The organism is Herbaspirillum sp. GW822-FHT03A08 (assembly GCF_058801885.1).
Genome location: NZ_JBXANR010000009.1, coordinates 1 through 20,274, shown reverse-complemented (window position 1 = coordinate 20,274; position 20,274 = coordinate 1). Strand labels below are relative to the sequence as shown.

Sequence of the window (20,274 nt, the reverse complement as noted above, 5' to 3'; positions counted from 1 at the left end):
CTGACGCTTGAAAAAAACGCCGGCATGATCGCCGGCGTTCTTTATTGTGCGTCGTTGAGATGGCACGCGGACATGTGGCCCGGCGCGATCTCTTTCAGCAAGGGCTTGTCCACCGAGCAGCGCGGCATCGCATGCGGACAACGCGGATGAAAATGACAACCCGATGGCGGATTGAGTGGCGACGGGATCTCACCCTTGACTGCAAAATACGTCGCCTTGCCTACTTCCAGTTTGGGCGCCGACGCCAGCAAAGCTTGCGTGTAAGGATGGTTGGCATGGGCAAAAACGGCGTCGGTCGGCGCCGACTCCACAATGCGGCCGAGATACATGATCAGCACGCGGTCGGAAATATGCCGCACCACGCCGAGGTCGTGGCTGATGAACAGGTACGTCAGGTCGAGTTCGTCGCGCAGCTTGATGAACAGATTCAGCACCTGCGCCTGAATCGATACATCGAGCGCCGCCACGGCTTCATCGCACACCAGAAACTTCGGCTTCACCGCCAATGCGCGTGCGATACCGACCCGTGCCCGCTGGCCGCCGGAAAACTGATGCGGGAAACGACGCAACATGTCGCCGCTCAAACCCACGCGCTGCAAGAGCTCCGCCACGTATTCCTGCTGCTGTCGCTTGCCGATGAGGCCGTGTACCACCGGCGCCTCGCCGACGATGTCGACTACGCGCAGACGCGGATTCAACGACGCATATGGATCCTGAAAGATCATCTGGATGGCCAGTTGGCGCTCACGCTTTTGTTGCGGCGACAGTTTGTCGAGATCCTCGCCCTGCCACAGCCGCGTTCCTTCACTCAGGCTGTGCAAACCCACAACCATGCGCCCCAGCGTCGACTTGCCGCAGCCGGATTCGCCGACCAGACCGACCACCTCACCGGCGTTGATGTGCAGGCTGACATCATCGACGGCGTGCACGACCTCTTCCTTCAAGACGCGACCGAATGGCTGCGTAAACAAGTTGGCTGTTTTCGCAGCGCTGTCGAGTGGTTTGACGAAACGTTTGGCGACATGCTGCAGTTCAAGCAACGGCTGCGCATCCACGTCCTTGTGCACGGCTTGTTCTTTCAATGTCATGGCGTCACCTCCAACGGCGCATCCGCCATCGGGTGGAAACATCGCAAGGCACGGCCGTCGACGATACGGGTCTCCGGCGTCTGCGTGCATTCCGCCGTAGCGTGCGTGCAGCGGTCGCGGAAGGCGCAGCCGGACGGGAGGTTCAGCAACGACGGCGTGCTGCCCGGAATCTGGCGTAGCGCCTGGCCGCGCGGGTTGCGCGACGGCGCCGAGGCGATCAGGCCGTAGGTGTAGGGATGGCGCGGCTGCGTCAGTACTTGCGCCACGGCGCCGCTTTCAACGATGCGACCGGCGTACATGACGCTGACGGTATCGGCCAGTCCGGCGACCACGGACAAATCGTGCGTGATCCAGATCAGGGCCGTGCCGGACTCGCGGCACAGCTTCTGCATTTCAAACAAAATCTGTCCCTGGATGGTGACGTCAAGCGCGGTGGTCGGCTCGTCGCAGATGATCAGGTCCGGCTTGTTGAGCAAGGCAATGGCAATCGCGACGCGCTGGCGCATGCCGCCCGAAAACTGATGCGGATAAGCATGCAGCCGCTCATCCGGAGCAGCAATGCCGACCCGCACCAGAGCATCGCGCGCCAGTGCCAGCGCGGCATCCTTGCTGATGTCCTGATGCGCCAGTACGGCTTCGACCATTTGCGTATCGATGCGCAACACCGGGTTCAGGGTCATCATCGGATCCTGAAAAATCATGGCAATGCGATTGCCGCGGATTTCGCGCATCCGGTTCGCCGGCATGGTGCGCAGATCTTCGCCGTTGAGCAGGATGCGGCCGCCGACCACTTTGCCGGGTTCATCGATCAGGCCCATGACGGAGTAACCGGTCATCGACTTGCCCGAACCGGATTCGCCGACCAGGCCCATCACCTGCCCCGGCTCGACCGTGAATGAGACATCGTCCACCGCGCGCGCAATACCTCCGCGCGAAAAGAAATGCGTCTGCAGGTTTTCTACTTGTAATGTGGCCGTCATCGCATTGTCTTCCTACTGTCCTTGCAAACGTGGATTGAGCACATCGCGCAGCTGGTCGGCGACCAGATTGATCGCCACCACCGTCGCCAGCAAGGCCACGCCGGGGAAGAAACTGATCCAGTATTTGCCCGACAGCAGGTATTGAAAACCGTTGGAAATCAGCAAGCCCAGCGATGGCTCGGTCACCGGCAAACCCAGCCCGAGGAAAGACAACGTCGCCTCCAGCGAAATCGCCGATGCCACCTGCAAGGCGGCGATCACGATCAGCGGCGGCAGGCAGTTGGGCAGCAGATGGCGGAACATGATGCGCAGCGGCGACAGGCCGAGCAGACGCGCGGCTTCGATGTATTCCTTCTTGCGTTCGACCAGCGCCGTACTTCTGGTTGTGCGCGCATAGTAGGCCCATTGCACGGTAACCAGTGCGATGATGATCTTGTCGATGCCCCGCCCCGTCAACGCCAGCAGAATCAGCGCCACGAGAATGGGCGGAAACGCCAGCTGGATGTCCGCCACGCGCATGATCAGCGCTTCGATGCGACCGCCGGCATAGCCTGCCAGCAGGCCCAGCGACAAGCCGATCGCCAATGCGATCACAGTACTGGTGACACCGACCATGACCGAGATACGCAAGCCATAGAGGATCGCCGACAGCATGTCGCGGCCCTGATCGTCGGTGCCGAGCAGGAAGGTCATGCCTTCCATCGACGTCTTGCCCGGTTCCAGACGTGAATCCATGACGTCGAGATGCTCCAGGTCGTAAGGATTTTGCGGCGAAATAATCGGTGCAAAAATCGCCGCCAGCAGAATCAGCAGCAGCAGAATGAAACCAAAAGTCGCGATGCGGCTGCTGAAAAAGCCTTGCAGGAAACGCGTGAACGGCGTGTCGGCCTGTGTGATTTTCCCGGTTAATTTCGAATACATATCAGCCCTTCGCCTCCGACAGCCGCACGCGCGGATCCAGCACCGAGTACAGCACGTCGACACACAGGTTGATCAGGATGAAGATGACCACGATCAGCGACAGAAAAGCGACGATTACCGGCCGGTCGAGCACACGAATGGAATCGATCAACAGCTTGCCCACACCCGGCCAGGCGAAGATGGATTCGGTCACGATGGAGAATGCGATGATGGAACCGAACTGCAGCGCGACCACGGTGACGATCGGGATCAGGATGTTTTTCAGCACATGCACGCTGACGATACGGCTGTTGCGCAGACCCTTGGCGCGCGCGAACTTGATGTAGTCCTGCAGCAGCGCCTCCTGCGTGCCGGCGCGCGTGAGACGGATGATCAGCGCGATGTTGAACAGCGACAGATTCAACGCCGGCATGAACAGATGCTTGAGGCCGTCCCAGGTGAGAAATCCGACCGGAACACCGAGCAGCATCACCGTCTGGCCGCGCCCGCTGGTAGGCAGCCAGCCGAGTTCGACCGCAAACACCATGATCAGCATCAGCCCGACCCAGAACGTCGGCAGCGAAAAACCGAAGATCGACACCGTCATGATGGTCTTGCTGGCAATACTCTTGGGCCGCAGACCGGCCCACAACCCCAGCGGCAAACCGATCACAATGGCGATCAGGATGGCCGAAATCGCCAGCTCCAGCGTGGCAGGCAGGCGTTCCAGGATCAGGCCGAGCGCCGGTGTGGCATAGACGAAGGAGCGTCCCATGTCGCCTGCCAGCGCGTTCTTGATGAAATAGAAGTACTGTACCCACAGCGGCTGATCCAGCCCGAAAGCGGCAATCACGCGCGCCCGTTCGATCTGGTCGGCGTCGGCGCTGATAAGGATGTCGATGGGATTGCCGATGGCGTAGACGCTGACGAAGACCAGCAGCGACATCAGGAGCAGCACGGCGACACTCTGTACGCAACGACGGATGATGAAGACGAGCATTGGCTGTTTTGGCTAGACTATAAAAATGGCTGGAGCGGCAATCTGCGCACGAAGTTGTGATGGTGCATAAATCATGCCGGATAAGCAACTACATTTATCGGGACTGCTTAGGCCTGAGAGTAATATAAGCGCAATGCCAGCGCATGATCGGCGTCCGGGGTATCCTTCAGGTACCCCGTTCACGCCGGACTGGTTCGGTCAAATCCGAACCAGTGGCAGCACATGGCGAAATGACAAGACAGAAAACGCTCCACAAGTTTTACCACAAGGTACGCATCATGAAACTCATCGACCCGATCACCCAATTCCATTCCGAACTGCAAAAAATCCGCCGTGACATTCACGCGCATCCCGAACTGAGCTATGAAGAACAGCGCACCTCCGACGTGGTTGCGCAGAAACTGACCGAATGGGGCATCCCGGTCGTGCGCGGCCTCGGCGTCACCGGCGTTGTCGGCATCATCAAGAACGGCAGCAGCACGCGCGCCATCGGCCTGCGTGCCGATATGGACGCACTGCCGATGCCGGAGCTGAACACTTTCCCGCATGCGTCCAAGCACGAAGGAAAGATGCACGCCTGCGGCCATGACGGCCATACCACCATGTTGCTGGGCGCGGCGCATTACCTGTCGCAGCATCGCGATTTCGACGGTACGGTGTATGTGATTTTTCAGCCGGCGGAAGAAGGCGGACGCGGCGCCGAGCGCATGATCCAGGACGGCCTGTTTGAAAAATATCCGATGGATGCCGTGTTTGGCATGCACAACTGGCCGGGCATGAAAGCCGGCACCTTCGGCGTGACGCCGGGCCCGATGATGGCGTCCAGCAATGAGTTCGAAGTGGTTGTCAAAGGCAAGGGTTCTCATGCAGCACAACCGCATAAGAGCATCGATCCGGTCATGACGGCGGTGCAGATTGCACAAAGCTGGCAGACCATCGTCTCGCGCAACACCAATCCCAACGATTCGGCCGTGGTATCGATCACTCAGATCCACGCCGGCAGCGCGACCAACGTCATACCCGACAATGCCACACTGATTGGCACGGTACGCACTTTCAGCACGGCGGTGCTGGACATGATCGAACGCCGCATGAAGGAAATCGCCGAGCACACCTGCGCCGCCTTCAATGCTGAAGTCGATTTCACCTTCAACCGCAACTATCCGCCGCTGGTCAATCACGCCAAAGAAACCGCTTTTGCGGTCGAGGTGATGCAAAGCATCGTCGGTGCTGACAACGTCAATGCGACCGTCGAACCGACCATGGGCGCAGAAGATTTCGCCTTCATGCTGCAACACAAACCCGGTTGCTACGTCTTCATCGGCAACGGCGAAGGCGGGCATCGCGACAGCGGTCACGGCCTGGGTCCGTGCAATCTGCACAATCCGAGCTACGACTTCAACGACGACCTGCTGCCGATCGGCGCGACATATTGGGTGCGCCTGGCAGAGGCTTTCCTGAAACAGAAATAATCCTGCATCGGAACCGTTGCTCTCTCAAGGCAACGAAAAAAGGCGAGCTTGCATGCTCGCCTTTTTTATTGCTGCGGCGACAAATTCCACCTAGTGCTGATGTGAGGGATTGTTGCAGCTTGCTACATGACCGGCATCGTTCCATGCCGATCCGCGGATGATGCTGCAGAAATTCAGGCGCTTGTAGGCCGGATCCTTCAGCGCAAGTACGTCGGCATTAACTGTGCCGAAAGTCGACAAAGGCTTGTGCAGCATGCCGCCGGCAAAGGCGTCAATGATGCCCTCTTTGAAATGCTCACCGCGCGGATGTGCGGCCACCACGAGCTTGCGCTGTTCTTCGCTGAATTCGTTGTACGCCAGGCCGAGCACATCCATTTCCACACCTGCGGTGACCAATGCTACGACGGGCTTTTTATGCTCTGGAATACCGGGCGTGGTATGCAGCGCAATCGCGTCCCAGACCAGCTCGACATCAGTCTCGGCGACGCCGTGCTGGCGCAGGAAATTGCGTGCTGCGTTGGCGCTGTCGACTTCGAATCTATCCTGCGGGCTGCTGAATTTTTCGGTCAGACCCATGTCATGGAACATGGCGCCGATGTAGAGCAGCTCGGGATCGAAGTCGAGTTGCTTGCGTTGTCCAGTCAGTGCACCGAACAGAAAGACACGGGTGGAATGATGAAACAGCAGATCCGATTCCGTGTCGCGCACGAGCTGTGTCGCTTCGCGCGCCATGATGCTGTCGGGAATCCTGATGCCGGCAATGGTAGTGGTCATGTTTGCTCTCCTGAGCGATAGTGCGCAAGCTGCAACCGGCTGCGTGACGGTAACCTGAAACGGTGAAGTCAGTATGGCAGCGGCGCATTGCGGAAACTACCACCGGGAACGGTGGATACCCGCCAATCACAGGTGTTTTACGGCCATCGTCCGATGCAGCCGATAACGCTATCCGGCGTCATGGGGAGTAATGGGAAAACACGACGGCACACTGTGTGCGCCATCGCGTTTTTTAACATTGCATCACCGCAGAGATAACAACTCAATCGGCAAATCAGTCGGTAAGAATCGCCACCGCTTGCTTGCCGTAGGCAACGATGTAACCGCCGTTCTGCTGCTGCCATTCGCGCGCGGCCTGCTCGTCGCTGAACCAGTTCTGCCGGAAGTCGCCGAATTGGCCTTGCTCGAAGCGGTAGCGATCCAGCACTTCGATGCCGCAACGATCGATCTCCTGCTTGCATGCTTCCCAGCCGGAAAAGCCCAGTTCGCGGCCCAGCATGTGCAGGACGTGCTTGAGCTGCAGCGTGTCGCGCACGGCGTAGAGATCGGTGACGCTCAGCTCCGGCATGACGCCGGTGTCGATGACCCGGCGCAGTACCGGCAAGGCTTTGCTGGGCTGCGCATCGCGGCCGCTGCGTACCAGACGGCGCGCGTGGCGACGCAGGAATTCGCTGTTGCTGCCGGGTTCGCCGGCGCCATTGCCGATGGCGCTGGTAGTGCCGGGGGATTTAAAAAGAGGATGGGAGGTAGACCACATAACGTTCCTTTCATAGTGCCCGCTCTCGCAACGGTCATGATCAAGGTTGTACGTCAGGGTTTATCCGAAAAAGGAAGTACCGCTTCGACATCGGCAGGTGCATCAGCTTTCGCGAGAGCGGGCCTCCTGTCAGGCCCGGCGCTATTCTAGCCCCGGACTCGCATGCAAGGCAATGCCTGTTCAGAAACTGTTGTTTCGGGCATGATCGGCGCTTACTGCTTATCTTACTTAGCTGCTCAACGATAACAAGGAGAAACAATGAAACTGGTCGCCGATTTCCTGGTAGGACTGATCGCCGTGTTGCACGTCTGGATTCTGGTGCTGGAGATGTTCTTGTGGACCAGGCCTTTTGGCCTGAAAACCTTCGGACAGTCGCGTGAAGCGGCCGAGGCATCCAAGGTGCTGGCGGCGAATCAGGGCTTGTATAACGGCTTTCTGGCCGCCGGTCTGGCGTGGGGACTGATCAGCGGCGACGGCGCCGTTAAACTGTTCTTCGTCGCTTGCGTGCTGGTCGCCGGGATCTATGGCGGCCTGACAGCCAAGCGCTCGATTCTGTATGTGCAGGCATTGCCGGCGTTGCTGGCGCTGATTGCGCTGCTCGCATCCCGCTAGATCAGTGAGCGATTACTGCGCCGTCGGCTGCGCTTCTGGCGCCTCTGATTTCGCAGCGACGGTGGCCTGGCGCAGCAGACGGATGTCGCCGTACCAGGCTTCCACTTTCTCTTCGGTATTGTCGGTATCGGTCAGCACGCCGACGCCGATCAGCCGTCCCGGTTGTTCGCCGTAAATCTTCACGTAATCGTCAACGATATTGCGCTGATAACTGACCCACTTGCCGACGTTGGTCGCCCCGCTTTCGGCCACCAGCATCTGAATACGCCCAGTGCGCGTATTGGAAATGACGGTTTCCTTCGGCGCCTTGTTTTCCCAGATGTACATCAGCGTCGCATAGGGAAAGTCATGTCCCGACACCAGCTTGGCGGTATCGAACAGGATGGTGTCCATGAAGGACAGCTTGCTCTTGTCGCCGTCGAAGGCCAGCACGATGCGCACCGGTGAATCTTCGGTATCACGATGGTAGTTGTCGGCGGTCTTGATCAGGGCCGAGGTCTTCCAGCTCCAGGTCAGCCACGGTTGTTTGACGGGATCGATGTTGACCTCATGGCGCAAGCCTGAGGATGCCTTGTCGGCATAGGCGCGCAAGACGGTTTTGTCGCCATCCTTGACCAGCATGTAATCGGTGGTCTTCTTCTTGCGCATCAGGATCAGCGGTTCCCACTCATTGGGCAGGCCGCCCGCCGGATTGGTCGAGAACAGAGCCAGCGCCTGATCGAGACGAATCTGCTTGGCTACCGGATCGTGGGTCTTTTGGGTATTGGCGCATGCCGCGAGCAGCGCCACGATACTTGTCAATACGGCCAGACGCAACGTTGAGGGAACTGAAGAAACTGAGCGAGGAACAACTGACTTCATGAGCTTCTTTACAATATTTGAGAGGTGATGCGGTCGCTGGCCTGGGCTCAGTTTTGCTGACGCAGGATATTGATGAACATCTTGCCGATCGAGGACAAGGTGGCATTTTTGCGGGTCACGATACCATAGTGCTCGATGCGGGTCTTCAAATGCACGGGCAGGATGCACAGCATTTGCTTGGCGGCGAAGAAGTGCGCAATGTCGAGCGGCATCACGGCCACCATGTTGGATTGCGCCAGCAAAGTGACGGTAACGAAAGGCGATGCGGTCTCGATGACATTGCCGGGCACCTTCAGGCCTTCCAGTTTGAATTCATGCTCGATCCAGATTCGCATCGGCATATTGCTGGAGTACAGAATCCACGATGAACTCATCAGTTCCTGCAGGCGCACCTTCTGCGCCGTCGCCAGCGGATGCTCAAGACCGGTGACGATGCACATCGGCTCGCCGCGCAGCATTTCATAGTTGTACAACTGCGGTTGCGAACTGACCGATGAACGCCCCACCATCAGATCGATACGCCCCTGATCCAGCAGCAGCAGCTGGCGCGCGCTGGTGTCTTCGGTAATTTCGATCGAGACTTCCGGCTGTACTTCGCGCAGGCGAGTCAGCGCGCGCGTGACCATCGGTGCGGCGCCCATGATGGTGCCGATCGACAAGCGGCCGCCCTGCCCGGTCAGCATGCCTTGCAACTCGTCGCGCAGATTGCTGATGTCGCTCTGGATCAGGCGCGCGTAACGAATCACGCAGCGGCCCAGCTCGGTCGCTTCAATGCCCCGGGGCGAGCGGTCGAACAAGGTGACGCCCAGCGCCGATTCCATTTCATGCAGGGCCTTGGTCGCGGCCGGCTGGGTCATGTGCATGACTTCGGCGGCTTTGTGCAAGGACCCCTGCTCGTCCAGCGCGGTCAGCAAGGCGACCTGCTTGAAGCGCAGGCGGCTGACGATGGCGCTGACCGACGGCAGCACGGATGGCGCATCCTGCGGTGTTTGCGGCAGATGTGACTCGTCCGCATCGTCCTGCCCTTGCAGTTGGTTATCACCCGATGAATTAAGGTCATTAGACATCGTTGGGGAAGCCTCTTATATTCTGATCCAGCAAAACCACAATGCTAACGCATCCATCCCTAATACTCATAAGGATGCGAATAATTTCATCGAGACATTTGCGAAATTAATCTGAGTTTGACCTCAATCGATTGATTTCTTCCTCTTGCAGGCGCAACGCAAAATATTTGCTGCGCCACAGCATCAGATGCATTTTGCAAATTTCTCGCTATAAAAGACGGAGACACCGTGAGACTGATTCAATTCGAAGACCGCCAGGGCGGCCGCAAAGTCGGCATCGTCAATGGCAAGGCCATCAACGTGGTTTCCCAGATCAGCACCATGCACGAGCTGGCCCTGCTGGCGATTGCCGAAGGCAATTCGCTGGAACGCCAGGCGCAACTGCTCAATAGCAACACCCAGGAAGACTATGCCGCGATCCTGAAGGAAAACCGCATCCTGGCGCCACTGGACCACGAAGATCCGGCGCACTGCCTGGTCTCCGGCACCGGCCTGACGCATCTGGGCAGCGCCTCCACCCGCGACAAGATGCACCAGAAGCTGGACGATGACGAAAGCGCCATGACCGACACCATGCGCATGTTCAAATGGGGCCTGGAAGGCGGACGTCCGGGCCGCGGCAAGGTCGGCGCGCAGCCGGAATGGTTCTACAAGGGCGACGGCGATATCGTGGTCAATCCGGGCGCCCCCTTTCCGATGCCTGAGTTTGCTGAAGATGCCGGCGAAGAACCGGAACTGACCGGCCTGTACATCATCGACAACGACGGCCAGCCGCATCGCCTCGGTTTTGCCATCGGCAATGAGTTCTCCGACCACGTGGTCGAACGCAAGAATTATCTGTACCTGGCGCATTCAAAGTTGCGCTACTGCTCTTTCGGCCCGGAACTGCTGGTCGGCGATCTGCCCACCAACCTGGTCGGCATGAGCCGCATCCGCCGCGACGGCCGCGTGATCTGGGAGAAGGAATTTCTCTCCGGCCAGGACAACATGTGCCACGCCATCGAGAACCTGGAGTATCACCACTTCAAGTACAACCAGTTCCTGCGTCCGGGCGACATCCACGTGCACTTCTTCGGCACTGCGACCTTGTCGTTCGCTGACGGTGTGCGTACGCAACTGGGCGATTGCTTTGAAATCAGCCTGCCCGATTTCGGCGAACCGCTGGTCAACGGCATCGCGCGCGAGCAATCGCGCGTCGCCATCGACGGCATCAAAGTACTTTGATTTTCAGATAGCAAGTTTCAGGAATTTTGTTTTAACCCACAGAAAAGCGTCCATCAAGAGGCGATTGCCGATACGCTCTGCAGACCGGACATTCGATCCGCAGAGCGCATCACCATAATGAACGGTCCTGTGCAACGGACATTCCCGGTCCGGCGCCAGGCCTCAGCAAGGAGACCCAGCAATGCCACAACACTTCCATCCGACGTGCGCGTCAACGCGCGCACCGGCGACTTCCAGTATTTCATCCATTCTGCCGCAGCCGTCTGCCGCAACGCGACAGGCACGGTAACGCGCAGCAGCGTACGATCGCGGCCGGCATTGTCTGACGACGACCGGCCTTCACGCATCAGCTGCTGTCCCGAAGACTTCTGGAGACTTCATGCATTACACCTTTGATTTCATGAGCGTGTTCGTCAACTGGCCCCGTTTGCTCGAAGGCGCCTGGCTGACGGTACAGTTATCCGCGCTTTCCATCGTATTGGGCTTTGTGGTCGGCACCCTCTGCGCCATCGCCTTCAAGAGCAAGAGCTGGCTGCTGCAGGCGCTGGTCAAGGCTTATGTCGAGATCATCCGCAATACGCCGCTGCTGGTGCAGGTGTTCCTGGTCTATTTCGGGCTGGCGAGCATCGGCCTGAAACTGACTGCGGAAACCTCCGCCGTGATCGCGCTGACCGTCAACGTCGGCGCCTACACGGCAGAGATCATGCGCGCCGGCATCAACTCCATCCATCCCGGCCAGATCGAAGCGGCCGAATGCCTGGGCATGTCGAAGTTCCATGTCTACTGGCATGTGGTGTTGCTGCCTGCGGTGGAACGCGTGTATCCGTCGCTGACCAGCCAGTTCATCCTGCTGATGCTGGCCTCGAGCATCACGTCGCAGATCTCTGCCGAAGAACTGACAGCTACCGCCAACCTGGTGCAGTCGGAGACCTTCCGCAGCTTTGAAGTGTATGTGGTGATCGCCGTTGCCTACCTGGCCTTGTCCTTCCTGTTCCGCGCCGCCTTCTGGCTGATCGCAAAGACAGCGTTTGTGCGCAAGCGCAAGCTCGGCACCAATCTGTAAGGAGACCACGTGACCTCATTTACCTTTTTACACGTCGAATACCTGCTGCAGGCGGCGGTCTGGACCATTGTCCTGTCGCTGGTGGCGTTCGTCTTCGGCGGCGTGGCCGGCTTCGTGATCGCGCTGTGGCGCGTGTCTCCCAACAAGACACTGCGCGCCATCGCCAGCTGGTACATCCAGATCGTCCAGGGCATTCCGCTGCTGGTGATTCTGTTCGTGGCCTACTTCGGCCTGGCGATTGCGGGCTTCAAGCTGTCGCCGCTGGTGGCTGCCGGGATTTCGTTTGCGGTGTATTGCGCCGCCTTCCTCGGCGAAATCTGGCGCGGTTGCATCGAAGCGGTGCCGAAAACCCAGTGGGAAGCCTCCGAATGCCTGGGCTTCAACCGCTTCGAACAATTGCAGAAAGTGATCCTGCCGCAAGCGTTCAAGATCGCGATCCCGCCAACCGTCGGCTTCATGGTGCAGATCGTCAAGAACACGTCGCTGGCGTCGGTGATCGGCTTCGTCGACCTGTCGCGCGCCGGCCAGATCATCAACAACTCGACGTTCCAGCCGTTCACCGTGTTCGGCTGCGTGGCCCTGATTTATTTTTGTCTCTGCTATCCGCTGTCGGCGCTGAGCAAGCACTTTGAAAGGAAATTGAATGTCAGCAATCGTTAGCATCAACAATCTGCACAAGAGCTTCGGCACGAACAAGGTGTTGAACGGCGTGTCGCTGGATGTGCAGAAGGGCCAGATGGTCGCGATCATCGGCCGCAGCGGATCGGGCAAGAGTACTTTGCTGCGTTGCCTGAACGGGCTGGAGCGGATCGACTCGGGCGACATCAACGTCTGCGGCCACGACATCCATCATCCCGACAAACTCAATCTGCGCGAACTGCGCAAACAGGTCGGCATCGTGTTCCAGAGCTACAACCTGTTCCCGCACGTGACCGTAGAACGCAACATCACGCTGGCGCTGACGACCATCAAAAAGATGGCGACAGCGGAAGCGAAAAAAATCGCGCACAATGTCTTGACGCTGGTCGGTCTGGAAAACAAGAAAGATGCATACCCGGAACAACTCTCCGGCGGCCAGGCGCAGCGCGTGGCGATTGCCCGCTCGCTGGCGATGGCCCCGGAACTGATGCTGTTCGACGAAGTGACCTCGGCGCTCGATCCGGAACTGACCGGCGAAGTGCTGAAGGTCATGGAAGATTTGTCCAAGCAAGGCATGACCATGGTGCTGGTCACGCACGAAATGGCGTTTGCGCGCAAACTGGCCGATATTCTGGTGTTCATGCATCAGGGCAAAGTCTGGGAAATCGGACCGCCGGATGAGCTGTTCACCAATCCAAAAACCGCTGAGCTGGCGAAGTTCGTCAGCAGCGATTTGTAATCACGGCAATATCAGCAATACCGTCAGTAACATTGTCAGTAACTTCACCTAGCAGTAAAAATCTATACATCAGGAGACAACATGAAATCATTACTGAACTTCACCAAAAAAGCCGCCGTCGTCATGCTCGGTCTGGCGTGTTTCGCCCAGGTCGTCCACGCTGACACGCTGGCCGACATCAAGGCGCGCAAGAAAGTGCTGATCGCCGTCGACCTCGGCGCACCCCCGTTCGGCATGACCAACGCCAAGCTGGAGCCGCAAGGTTCTGACGTGGAAACAGCGCGCGCACTGGCCAAGGATCTGGGCGTGGAATTGGAAATCGTGCAAGTCACCGGCCCGAACCGCGTGCCTTTCCTGATGACCGGCAAGGCTGACATGGTGATCGCAACGTTCAGTATCACGCCTGAGCGCGCCAAGGTCATCACCTTCACCCATCCGTACGGCGCTTCGCAGTTCGTCGTTGCCGCACCGAAGGGCACTGCAATCAAGGGCCTGCCTGACCTGACCGGCAAGCGTATCGCTGTCGTGCGCGGCAACATGCAGGATTCGCTGCTGACGCCGCTGGCGCCTAAGGGTGCGACCATCGTGCGTTTTGACGATGACGCTACTGTGACTGCCGCTGTGGTGTCGGGCCAGGTTGACGGTCTGTGCACACCGAATGCGCTGGCTGCAGCAATCGCTCGTCAGAATCCGACCAAGGGCCTGGAAACCAAATTTGCAATCAAGGACATCCCTTACGCCATCGGCATCCGCCAAAATGAACCTGAGCTGCAAAAGTGGCTGAACGCCTGGATCGACACCAACACCAAGAACGGCCGTCTGGGTCAGATCTATCAGCAATGGGTTGGCACACCAATGCCTGACCTGGCGCAATTTGCAACCAAGTAAGCACCAACACATTGCGTGAGCAGCAACATGTACAGCACGACCGGTGTTCCGGCATCAGAACACACCGGCCGGCTTGCGTGACATTCTCTTAGTTGTCGATACTTAGTTGCCAATATTTACCGAGATCATCATGAAACCAATTTCTCCCGTCATCCGATTGAATCCTGTCGATGATGTTGTCATTGCGCGCCGCCAGCTGATCACCGGCACCATTCTCGAAGAAGAGAACGGTCTGAGGGTCGCGGCCCTGATCCCTGCCGGTCATAAGATGGCGACACGCGCCATCGCCGCCGGCCAGCCGATCAAGCGCTATGGACAAATCATCGGCACCGCCAGCCAAGCCATCGAGCCAGGTCAGCACGTGCACACGCACAATCTGGCTATGGCGGAGTTTTCGCGCGAACACTCCTTCGGCGCCGATTTCAAACCTGTCGACTATGTCGACGCACCGGCGACCTTCATGGGCATCAAGCGTCCTGACGGCCGCGTCGCCACGCGCAACTACATCGGCGTGCTGACCTCAGTGAACTGCTCGGCCACCGCCGCGCGCGCAATTGCGGATTACTTCCGCCGCGACATTCATCCGGAGGCTCTGGCGGATTTCCCCAACGTCGACGGTATCGTCGCGCTGACCCACGGCCTCGGCTGCGCGGTCGACTCGGAAGGCGAACCGCTGGCAATGCTGCGCCGTACCTTGGCTGGTTACGCCAAGCATCCGAACTTCGCCGCCGTGCTGATCGTCGGCCTCGGCTGCGAAACAAATCAGATCTCGGGCCTGCTGGAAGCGCACAACCTGAAAGAGAACGAATACTTCCACACCTTCACGATCCAGAGCACCGGCGGCACCGCCAAGACGGTTGCGCTGGGTATCGAGAAGATCAAGAAGATGCTGCCTAAGGCCAACGACATCAAGCGCGAGCCGGTTCCGGCCAGCCATCTGACACTGGGTCTGCAATGCGGCGGTTCCGATGGCTATTCGGGCATCACGGCCAATCCGGCGCTGGGCGCCGCAGTCGACTTGCTGGTCAAGCACGGCGGCACGGCAATCCTGTCGGAGACGCCTGAAATCTACGGTGCGGAACATTTGCTGACCCGTCGCGCGGTCTCGCCGGAAGTCGGCGAAAAACTGCTGGCGCGCATCGCATGGTGGGAAGAGTATTGCGCCAAGAACGGCGCCGAGATGAATAACAATCCATCGGCGGGCAACAAGGCCGGCGGCCTGACAACCATCCTGGAGAAATCCCTGGGCGCCGTTGCCAAGGGCGGCACGTCGAATCTGGTGGACGTCTACAAGTATGCAGAGACGGTAACGGCCAAGGGCTTCGTTTTCATGGACACACCTGGCTACGATCCTATCTCTGCAACCGGACAAGTCGCCGGCGGCGCCAACATGATCTGCTTCACCACCGGCCGCGGCTCCGCTTATGGCTGCGCACCGTCGCCGTCGCTGAAGCTGGCGACCAATACCGCGCTGTGGCAACGCCAGGAAGAAGACATGGACATCAACTGCGGCGAGATCGCTGACGGCATGGCCACGCCGCAGGAAATCGGCGCCAAGTTCTTCCAGATGATCCTCGACACGGCATCCGGCAAAAAAACCAAGAGCGAATTGCATGGCTACGGCCAGGATGAGTTCGTGCCTTGGCATATCGGCGTCTATACCTGATCGTTTTTTCTCCTTGCTGCTGCCGGCGTTGTATTTGCCGGTGGCAGTTTTTACTGCAAGGGTGTTGCGGCATGCTTCAGGATTCCGGCAGTTTTTCCTGGGAGCATTTCTCAGCATCTCATTCGGGCGGAGATCGTCGCATCTCCTCCGGTATGTCGATATTCGACTGACCTTCATCTGGAGCAGGCATGGCACAAGCATTCACAATTCAGGCACATCTGCCTGAGGATCACCAACAAGCGACCCTGATCGGCCGCATCTGGCAACCTGACGTCGGACCGGTGCTGGTCAAAGTGCAGGCCGACGGCGTGTACGACCTGAGCGCCATCGCAGCGACGTCGAGCCAGTTGCTGGAACTCGACAACCCGGCCGCAGCGGTGGCACAAGCCAAGGCGCCGCGCCTGGCTTCGCTGGAAGAATTGCTAGGCAATGCCGATGCCGCCACGCGCAATACCTCGCGTCCATGGCTGCTGGCGCCGATCGATCTGCAGGCGGTCAAGGCCAGCGGCGTGACGTTCGTCGCCAGCATGCTGGAGCGTGTGATCGAAGAGCAGGCGCGTGGCGACGCCGGCAAAGCCGAATCCGTACGCAAGGCCATTACCGCCGTCATCGGCGACAACCTGTCGAGCGTAGTGCCGGGTTCAGACGGTGCAGCCAAGCTCAAGGAGGTGCTGCTGGAACAAGGCGTGTGGTCGCAATATCTGGAGGTCGGCATCGGCCCCGATGCGGAGATCTTCACCAAAGCGCAGCCACTGTCTTCCGTCGGTCTCGGCGACGAAGTCGGCATCCATCCGAAATCGGTCTGGAACAATCCCGAACCGGAGATCGTCCTGGCCGTCAACAGCCGCGGCGAGACGGTCGGCGCGACGCTGGGCAACGACGTCAACCTGCGCGATTTTGAAGGCCGCAGCGCCCTGCTGCTGGGCAAAGCCAAGGACAACAATGCGTCGTGCGCAGTCGGGCCTTTCATTCGTCTATTCGATGCAAACTTTTCAATTGACGATGTACGGCGCGCCGAACTTACAATGCGGGTAGACGGTACGGAAGGCTTTACGCTCAAAGGCAGCAGCTCGATGTCGATGATCAGCCGCGATCCGCTGAACCTGGTGGAACACGCGATCGGTCCGAACCACCAATACCCTGATGGACTGGTGCTGTTCCTCGGTACGATGTTTGCGCCGACGCAGGATCGTTTCGGCCCGGGACAAGGCTTCACGCATCAGGTCGCCGACATCGTGACCATTGCAACGCCGAAATTGGGCGCGCTGGTGAACAAGGTCAACTTTACCGACAAGGTCTCGCCGTGGACATTTGGACTGACGGCGCTGATCAAGAATCTCGCACAACGAAAACTCATTTAAAGGAAATCCTCCATGTCGCAATCGCAATCTTCTGGACGCCTGGCCGGCAAGACCGTATTGATCACTGCTGCTGCTCAAGGCATCGGCCGCGCTTCGACCGAATTGTTCGCCAGGGAAGGCGCCCGCGTCATCGCGACCGACATCAGCAAGCAGCATCTGGACGAGCTGTCGGGCATCGCCGGCGTGGAAACCCGCCTGCTGGACGTGACCGACGATGCCGCTATCAAGCAACTGGTAGCCGACATCGGCGCCGTCGACGTGCTGTTCAACTGCGCGGGCTATGTCGCTGCCGGCAATATCCTGGACTGCGACGACAAAGCCTGGGACTTCTCCTTCAACCTGAACGCCAAGGCGATGTTCCACACCATTCGTGCGGTGCTGCCGGGCATGCTGGCCAAGAAGTCAGGTTCCATCGTCAACATCGCGTCCGCAGCATCGAGCGTCAAGGGCGTAGCCAATCGCTTTGCGTACGGCGCCAGCAAGGCTGCGGTGGTCGGCCTGACCAAGTCGGTAGCCGCTGACTTCGTCGCGCAAGGCGTGCGCTGCAATGCGATCTGCCCAGGCACCATCGAATCGCCTTCGCTGAATCAGCGCATCACCACGCAAGCCAAGGAAAGCGGCAAGAGCGAAGAGGAAGTACGCCAGGCATTTGTGGCGCGTCAACCAATGGGCCGTATCGGCAAGGCGGAAGAAGTGGCATTGCTGGCATTGTTCCTTGCCTCGGAAGAGTCGGCTTTTACCACCGGCGCCATTCACATGATTGACGGCGGCTGGTCCAACTGATTTTTTGCGAATGTATCCGATGATGTAGTTTGCTACATCGCTACGTTGTTTGACTGAATGCACTTCAGAAGGTTGTATGTAGCGCATCCTGTAGTAAAGCTTGTCATTGTCCTGCGGCCTCCACCGATAGCACTATCGCCGGAGGCCGCAGTGTTTTGGGTGCCGTTGTGAATGCTGTCGGTGCATTCCGCCTCATGTTTTTTCTTGGCCATTTGCGTCCGCGGCGTTGTGTCATCCGAGGCAGAGTGGGCATAATGCTGTTTCTTCTCACGGATAGCCCGCCATGTCTTCAACTGAAATCCAGGTCGCCTTCGAACCTCCCATGCAACTTGGCGAATGCCCACTGTGGCACGCCGGTGAGAACGCCTTGTATTGGATCGATATCCCGGGCAAGGCGGTGCATCGTCTGCACATCGCCAGCAAGGCGCATCTCTCGTGGCCGGTGCCGGAAGAACCAGGCTGCATCGCCATGCATGCTGACGGCGGTCTTGTGGTCGCGTTACGCAATGGCTTGTTCCGGCTCGATACGGAGAGCGGCAGCCTGATCCTTTTGCACAGCGCCCCCTACGACGTGAGCAAGCTGCGCTTCAATGACGGTCGCTGTGATGCGATGGGACGCTTGTGGACCGGAACGATTTACGAACCGCGCGATCAGCAACTGGGCAGTCTGTTCTGTTTCGAACGCGGCGAATTGCGGGACGCAGCGCATCCTGTCACGACATCCAACGGCGTCGCGTTCAGCACAGATGGACGCACCATGTTTCATTCGAATACGCCGGCACACCGCATTGACGCCTACGATTTCGATCTCGCCAGCGGCAAGACGAGCAACAAGCGCTTGTTCAAGCAGTTCGATATGGATAAGACCGTGCCCGCTTACGGCGGCCGCCCCGACGGCGCTGCGGTGGATAGCGAAGGCGCCTATTGGTGCGCCATGTTTGAAGGTGGGCGTGTATTGCGTCTCTCGCAGAATGGCGAGATTTTGCAGGAGATCAAACTACCCATCCGCTGCCCCACGATGGTTGCATTTGGCGGTGAAGACCTGCGCACGCTCTACATCACCACCGGCAGAAATGGCCGCAGCGAAGCGGAGCTGGAACAGTATCCGCTGTCGGGGTGCGTTTTATCTGTACGAGTTGATGTCGCCGGTTTGCCGGAATTTGCTTATCGGAGCTGAGTGAGAGGGCACGCCTGTTTTCCGGTTGCGGTCTCTGTCGGAATGCTCTCCCTCTTCCTGTTGGATGGAACCCAAGCTGAGGATCCATTGCATGTTTGCCAATGGAATACCGGTATTCTGCTGCATCGCCTGCAAAGCTGTGCAATTTCAGCGACAATCACGGTCACGCTTGTTGCAAGACTTGCTTTCTTTGCTAGTTGTTATGAGAAAATACATCCAAGTGTTCACGGATCTTATTCCTTCTCAGCACAACTGATTCCATTTCGATATTCAACAATATTTACTCTAGCGAAAATTCCATGTCGATGAAAAAATTTGCCCTCAAACTCACAGTTGCCGCCGTCGTCCTGATCGGCCTGCAAACTTCCAGCTACGCTGTTGACTCCGTGTCTGTCGAAGCCGGCGCCGGCTCCAAAGTGCAGATGCTGCGTCTGGGTGCACAATGGGATTGGAAGAACACAGCCTGGTGGCAATCCAACGGCACCCACATCGGCGGCTACTGGGATCTGACCGTGGCAGAGTGGCACGAAAAGCGTTACAACAACACCGACAGCAGCAAGAACTTCACCGACATCGGCTTTACTCCGGTCTTCCGTTTCCAACGTGATGACAAGAAGGGTTTCTACGGCGAAGCCGGCATCGGCGTTCACCTGTTCTCCTCTCTGTACAACAACGACACCAAGAAGCTGTCGACCGCATTCCAGTTCGGTGACCACCTCGGCACCGGCTACGTATTTGCCAACGGCCTGGACGTCGGCCTGAAGCTGCAACACTTTTCGAACGGCGGTATCAAGCAGCCAAACGGCGGTGTGAACTTTGCTGTGCTGAAGGCTGCTTACAAGTTCTGATCAGCTGAACAGCCGATCGTCCGTCGCGACGGTTGATGCGTTAAAAAGAAGCCGGTCAATGACCGGCTTTTTTTCGTCTGTACGTTGCGAATTGCAAGGCAATCGGCAGGATTGAGACGAATAGTCGGGAGTGTCTGGCTGAGGTTGAGGTGGGGCTGTTTTGAAGCGAAGAAGAGCGACGAAGAGGAAGAGTGCGTTGAAGAGTTCGGGGGAATGCGGGGTGATGTGGGAGGGAATGCTGGAGGGTGATGAGAGGGTGATGAGAGGGTGATGAGAGGGGGCAGCGAATATTGCTCGCACAGCAAAAAGCCCCAGACCTTGAGATCTGGGGCTTAAGCTTAATTAATAGCCTGACGATGACCTACTTTCACACTG

Annotated in this window: 20 protein-coding genes; 12 read left to right on the top strand and 8 right to left on the bottom strand. The window is 58.4% G+C overall.

Annotated elements, in window-relative coordinates:
• Positions 1–41: 41 nt before the first annotated feature.
• The 4 genes from AC1RN6_RS23345 to AC1RN6_RS23330 are packed head-to-tail and all read right to left on the bottom strand — an operon-like array spanning position 42 to position 3,968.
• Positions 42–1,088 carry an ABC transporter ATP-binding protein gene (locus AC1RN6_RS23345; RefSeq protein WP_493007859.1) on the bottom strand — a complete coding sequence of 349 codons (1,047 nt, stop codon included), beginning with the start codon at positions 1,086–1,088 and terminating at the stop codon, positions 42–44.
• Positions 1,085–2,068 (bottom strand): ABC transporter ATP-binding protein, encoded by a 984-nt coding sequence (locus AC1RN6_RS23340; RefSeq protein WP_493007858.1) that lies wholly within the window; start codon positions 2,066–2,068, stop codon positions 1,085–1,087. Before AC1RN6_RS23340 ends, AC1RN6_RS23345 begins: the two co-directional genes overlap by 4 nt.
• 12 nt (positions 2,069–2,080) lie before the next feature.
• Positions 2,081–2,989 carry an ABC transporter permease gene (locus AC1RN6_RS23335; protein ID WP_493007857.1) on the bottom strand — a complete coding sequence of 303 codons (909 nt, stop codon included), beginning with the start codon at positions 2,987–2,989 and terminating at the stop codon, positions 2,081–2,083.
• A 1-nt stretch (position 2,990) separates the two neighbouring features.
• Entirely contained in the window at positions 2,991–3,968 is a 978-nt protein-coding gene (locus AC1RN6_RS23330; RefSeq protein ID WP_493007856.1) for an ABC transporter permease, read from the bottom strand.
• A gap of 278 nt (positions 3,969–4,246) precedes the next feature.
• On the opposite strand from AC1RN6_RS23330, the gene AC1RN6_RS23325 reads away from it, so the two are divergent.
• Positions 4,247–5,440: a M20 aminoacylase family protein gene (locus AC1RN6_RS23325; protein WP_493007855.1), complete on the top strand. Its 1,194-nt coding sequence runs from the start codon at positions 4,247–4,249 to the stop codon at positions 5,438–5,440.
• Between the two features lie 90 nt (positions 5,441–5,530).
• Here AC1RN6_RS23325 and AC1RN6_RS23320 read toward each other — a convergent pair whose 3' ends face one another.
• Together AC1RN6_RS23320 and AC1RN6_RS23315 are read right to left on the bottom strand one after the other, a co-directional pair.
• A complete protein-coding gene (locus tag AC1RN6_RS23320; protein WP_493007854.1) occupies positions 5,531–6,214 on the bottom strand; it encodes an HD domain-containing protein in 684 nt (227 codons plus the stop codon).
• A gap of 274 nt (positions 6,215–6,488) precedes the next feature.
• Entirely contained in the window at positions 6,489–6,971 is a 483-nt protein-coding gene (locus tag AC1RN6_RS23315; RefSeq protein ID WP_493007853.1) for a hypothetical protein, read from the bottom strand.
• 258 nt (positions 6,972–7,229) lie between these two features.
• Between AC1RN6_RS23315 and AC1RN6_RS23310 the strand changes: the two genes are divergently transcribed.
• Positions 7,230–7,583 carry a DUF1304 domain-containing protein gene (locus AC1RN6_RS23310; protein WP_493007852.1) on the top strand — a complete coding sequence of 118 codons (354 nt, stop codon included), beginning with the start codon at positions 7,230–7,232 and terminating at the stop codon, positions 7,581–7,583.
• 12 nt (positions 7,584–7,595) lie between these two features.
• On the opposite strand, the gene AC1RN6_RS23305 is transcribed toward AC1RN6_RS23310, so the two are convergent.
• Together AC1RN6_RS23305 and AC1RN6_RS23300 are read right to left on the bottom strand one after the other, a co-directional pair.
• Positions 7,596–8,444 carry a DUF3047 domain-containing protein gene (locus tag AC1RN6_RS23305; protein WP_493007851.1) on the bottom strand — a complete coding sequence of 283 codons (849 nt, stop codon included), beginning with the start codon at positions 8,442–8,444 and terminating at the stop codon, positions 7,596–7,598.
• 47 nt (positions 8,445–8,491) lie between these two features.
• Positions 8,492–9,511 (bottom strand): LysR family transcriptional regulator, encoded by a 1,020-nt coding sequence (locus AC1RN6_RS23300; protein ID WP_493007850.1) that lies wholly within the window; start codon positions 9,509–9,511, stop codon positions 8,492–8,494.
• 228 nt (positions 9,512–9,739) lie between these two features.
• Between AC1RN6_RS23300 and araD1 the strand changes: the two genes are divergently transcribed.
• The 10 genes from araD1 (at position 9,740) to AC1RN6_RS23250 (ending at position 19,899) form a co-directional block, all read left to right on the top strand.
• Positions 9,740–10,735: an AraD1 family protein gene (gene araD1 / locus AC1RN6_RS23295; RefSeq protein ID WP_493007849.1), complete on the top strand. Its 996-nt coding sequence runs from the start codon at positions 9,740–9,742 to the stop codon at positions 10,733–10,735.
• 379 nt (positions 10,736–11,114) lie between these two features.
• A complete protein-coding gene (locus tag AC1RN6_RS23290) occupies positions 11,115–11,798 on the top strand; it encodes an amino acid ABC transporter permease (protein WP_493007848.1) in 684 nt (227 codons plus the stop codon).
• A 9-nt stretch (positions 11,799–11,807) separates the two neighbouring features.
• The gene (locus AC1RN6_RS23285; RefSeq protein WP_007878016.1) at positions 11,808–12,458 is read left to right on the top strand and encodes an amino acid ABC transporter permease; all 651 of its coding nucleotides are present in this window, start codon (positions 11,808–11,810) and stop codon (positions 12,456–12,458) included.
• Complete coding sequence (locus AC1RN6_RS23280; RefSeq protein WP_094562669.1) at positions 12,442–13,176, top strand: amino acid ABC transporter ATP-binding protein; 735 nt, start codon at positions 12,442–12,444, stop codon at positions 13,174–13,176. Before AC1RN6_RS23285 ends, AC1RN6_RS23280 begins: the two co-directional genes overlap by 17 nt.
• 81 nt (positions 13,177–13,257) lie before the next feature.
• On the top strand, positions 13,258–14,064 hold the full coding sequence (locus tag AC1RN6_RS23275; protein WP_493007847.1) for a transporter substrate-binding domain-containing protein: 807 nt from the start codon (positions 13,258–13,260) through the stop codon (positions 14,062–14,064).
• A gap of 130 nt (positions 14,065–14,194) precedes the next feature.
• The gene (locus AC1RN6_RS23270; RefSeq protein ID WP_493007846.1) at positions 14,195–15,730 is read left to right on the top strand and encodes a UxaA family hydrolase; all 1,536 of its coding nucleotides are present in this window, start codon (positions 14,195–14,197) and stop codon (positions 15,728–15,730) included.
• Between the two features lie 188 nt (positions 15,731–15,918).
• Positions 15,919–17,091: a fumarylacetoacetate hydrolase family protein gene (locus tag AC1RN6_RS23265; protein ID WP_493007845.1), complete on the top strand. Its 1,173-nt coding sequence runs from the start codon at positions 15,919–15,921 to the stop codon at positions 17,089–17,091.
• Positions 17,092–17,103: 12 nt separating this feature from the next.
• A complete protein-coding gene (locus AC1RN6_RS23260; RefSeq protein WP_493007844.1) occupies positions 17,104–17,874 on the top strand; it encodes an SDR family oxidoreductase in 771 nt (256 codons plus the stop codon).
• A 283-nt stretch (positions 17,875–18,157) separates the two neighbouring features.
• Positions 18,158–19,051, top strand: a complete 894-nt coding sequence (locus AC1RN6_RS23255) for an SMP-30/gluconolactonase/LRE family protein (protein WP_493007843.1) — start codon at positions 18,158–18,160, stop codon at positions 19,049–19,051.
• Between the two features lie 299 nt (positions 19,052–19,350).
• On the top strand, positions 19,351–19,899 hold the full coding sequence (locus AC1RN6_RS23250) for an acyloxyacyl hydrolase (protein WP_493007842.1): 549 nt from the start codon (positions 19,351–19,353) through the stop codon (positions 19,897–19,899).
• Positions 19,900–20,274 lie beyond the last annotated feature (375 nt).

What these genes read in the sequence shown, in the direction of transcription:
- AC1RN6_RS23315 (WP_493007853.1), bottom strand. Translation starts at nt 6,971, where the DNA reads ATGTGGTCTACCTCCCATCCTCTTTTTAAATCCCCCGGCACTACCAGC.
- AC1RN6_RS23320 (WP_493007854.1), bottom strand. Translation starts at nt 6,214, where the DNA reads ATGACCACTACCATTGCCGGCATCAGGATTCCCGACAGCATCATGGCG.
- AC1RN6_RS23290 (WP_493007848.1), top strand. Translation starts at nt 11,115, where the DNA reads ATGCATTACACCTTTGATTTCATGAGCGTGTTCGTCAACTGGCCCCGT.
- AC1RN6_RS23330 (WP_493007856.1), bottom strand. Translation starts at nt 3,968, where the DNA reads ATGCTCGTCTTCATCATCCGTCGTTGCGTACAGAGTGTCGCCGTGCTG.
- AC1RN6_RS23305 (WP_493007851.1), bottom strand. Translation starts at nt 8,444, where the DNA reads ATGAAGTCAGTTGTTCCTCGCTCAGTTTCTTCAGTTCCCTCAACGTTG.
- AC1RN6_RS23345 (WP_493007859.1), bottom strand. Translation starts at nt 1,088, where the DNA reads ATGACATTGAAAGAACAAGCCGTGCACAAGGACGTGGATGCGCAGCCG.
- AC1RN6_RS23275 (WP_493007847.1), top strand. Translation starts at nt 13,258, where the DNA reads ATGAAATCATTACTGAACTTCACCAAAAAAGCCGCCGTCGTCATGCTC.
- AC1RN6_RS23325 (WP_493007855.1), top strand. Translation starts at nt 4,247, where the DNA reads ATGAAACTCATCGACCCGATCACCCAATTCCATTCCGAACTGCAAAAA.
- AC1RN6_RS23255 (WP_493007843.1), top strand. Translation starts at nt 18,158, where the DNA reads ATGTCTTCAACTGAAATCCAGGTCGCCTTCGAACCTCCCATGCAACTT.
- AC1RN6_RS23265 (WP_493007845.1), top strand. Translation starts at nt 15,919, where the DNA reads ATGGCACAAGCATTCACAATTCAGGCACATCTGCCTGAGGATCACCAA.
- AC1RN6_RS23335 (WP_493007857.1), bottom strand. Translation starts at nt 2,989, where the DNA reads ATGTATTCGAAATTAACCGGGAAAATCACACAGGCCGACACGCCGTTC.
- AC1RN6_RS23300 (WP_493007850.1), bottom strand. Translation starts at nt 9,511, where the DNA reads ATGTCTAATGACCTTAATTCATCGGGTGATAACCAACTGCAAGGGCAG.
- AC1RN6_RS23270 (WP_493007846.1), top strand. Translation starts at nt 14,195, where the DNA reads ATGAAACCAATTTCTCCCGTCATCCGATTGAATCCTGTCGATGATGTT.
- AC1RN6_RS23260 (WP_493007844.1), top strand. Translation starts at nt 17,104, where the DNA reads ATGTCGCAATCGCAATCTTCTGGACGCCTGGCCGGCAAGACCGTATTG.
- AC1RN6_RS23340 (WP_493007858.1), bottom strand. Translation starts at nt 2,068, where the DNA reads ATGACGGCCACATTACAAGTAGAAAACCTGCAGACGCATTTCTTTTCG.
- AC1RN6_RS23250 (WP_493007842.1), top strand. Translation starts at nt 19,351, where the DNA reads ATGTCGATGAAAAAATTTGCCCTCAAACTCACAGTTGCCGCCGTCGTC.
- AC1RN6_RS23280 (WP_094562669.1), top strand. Translation starts at nt 12,442, where the DNA reads ATGTCAGCAATCGTTAGCATCAACAATCTGCACAAGAGCTTCGGCACG.
- AC1RN6_RS23310 (WP_493007852.1), top strand. Translation starts at nt 7,230, where the DNA reads ATGAAACTGGTCGCCGATTTCCTGGTAGGACTGATCGCCGTGTTGCAC.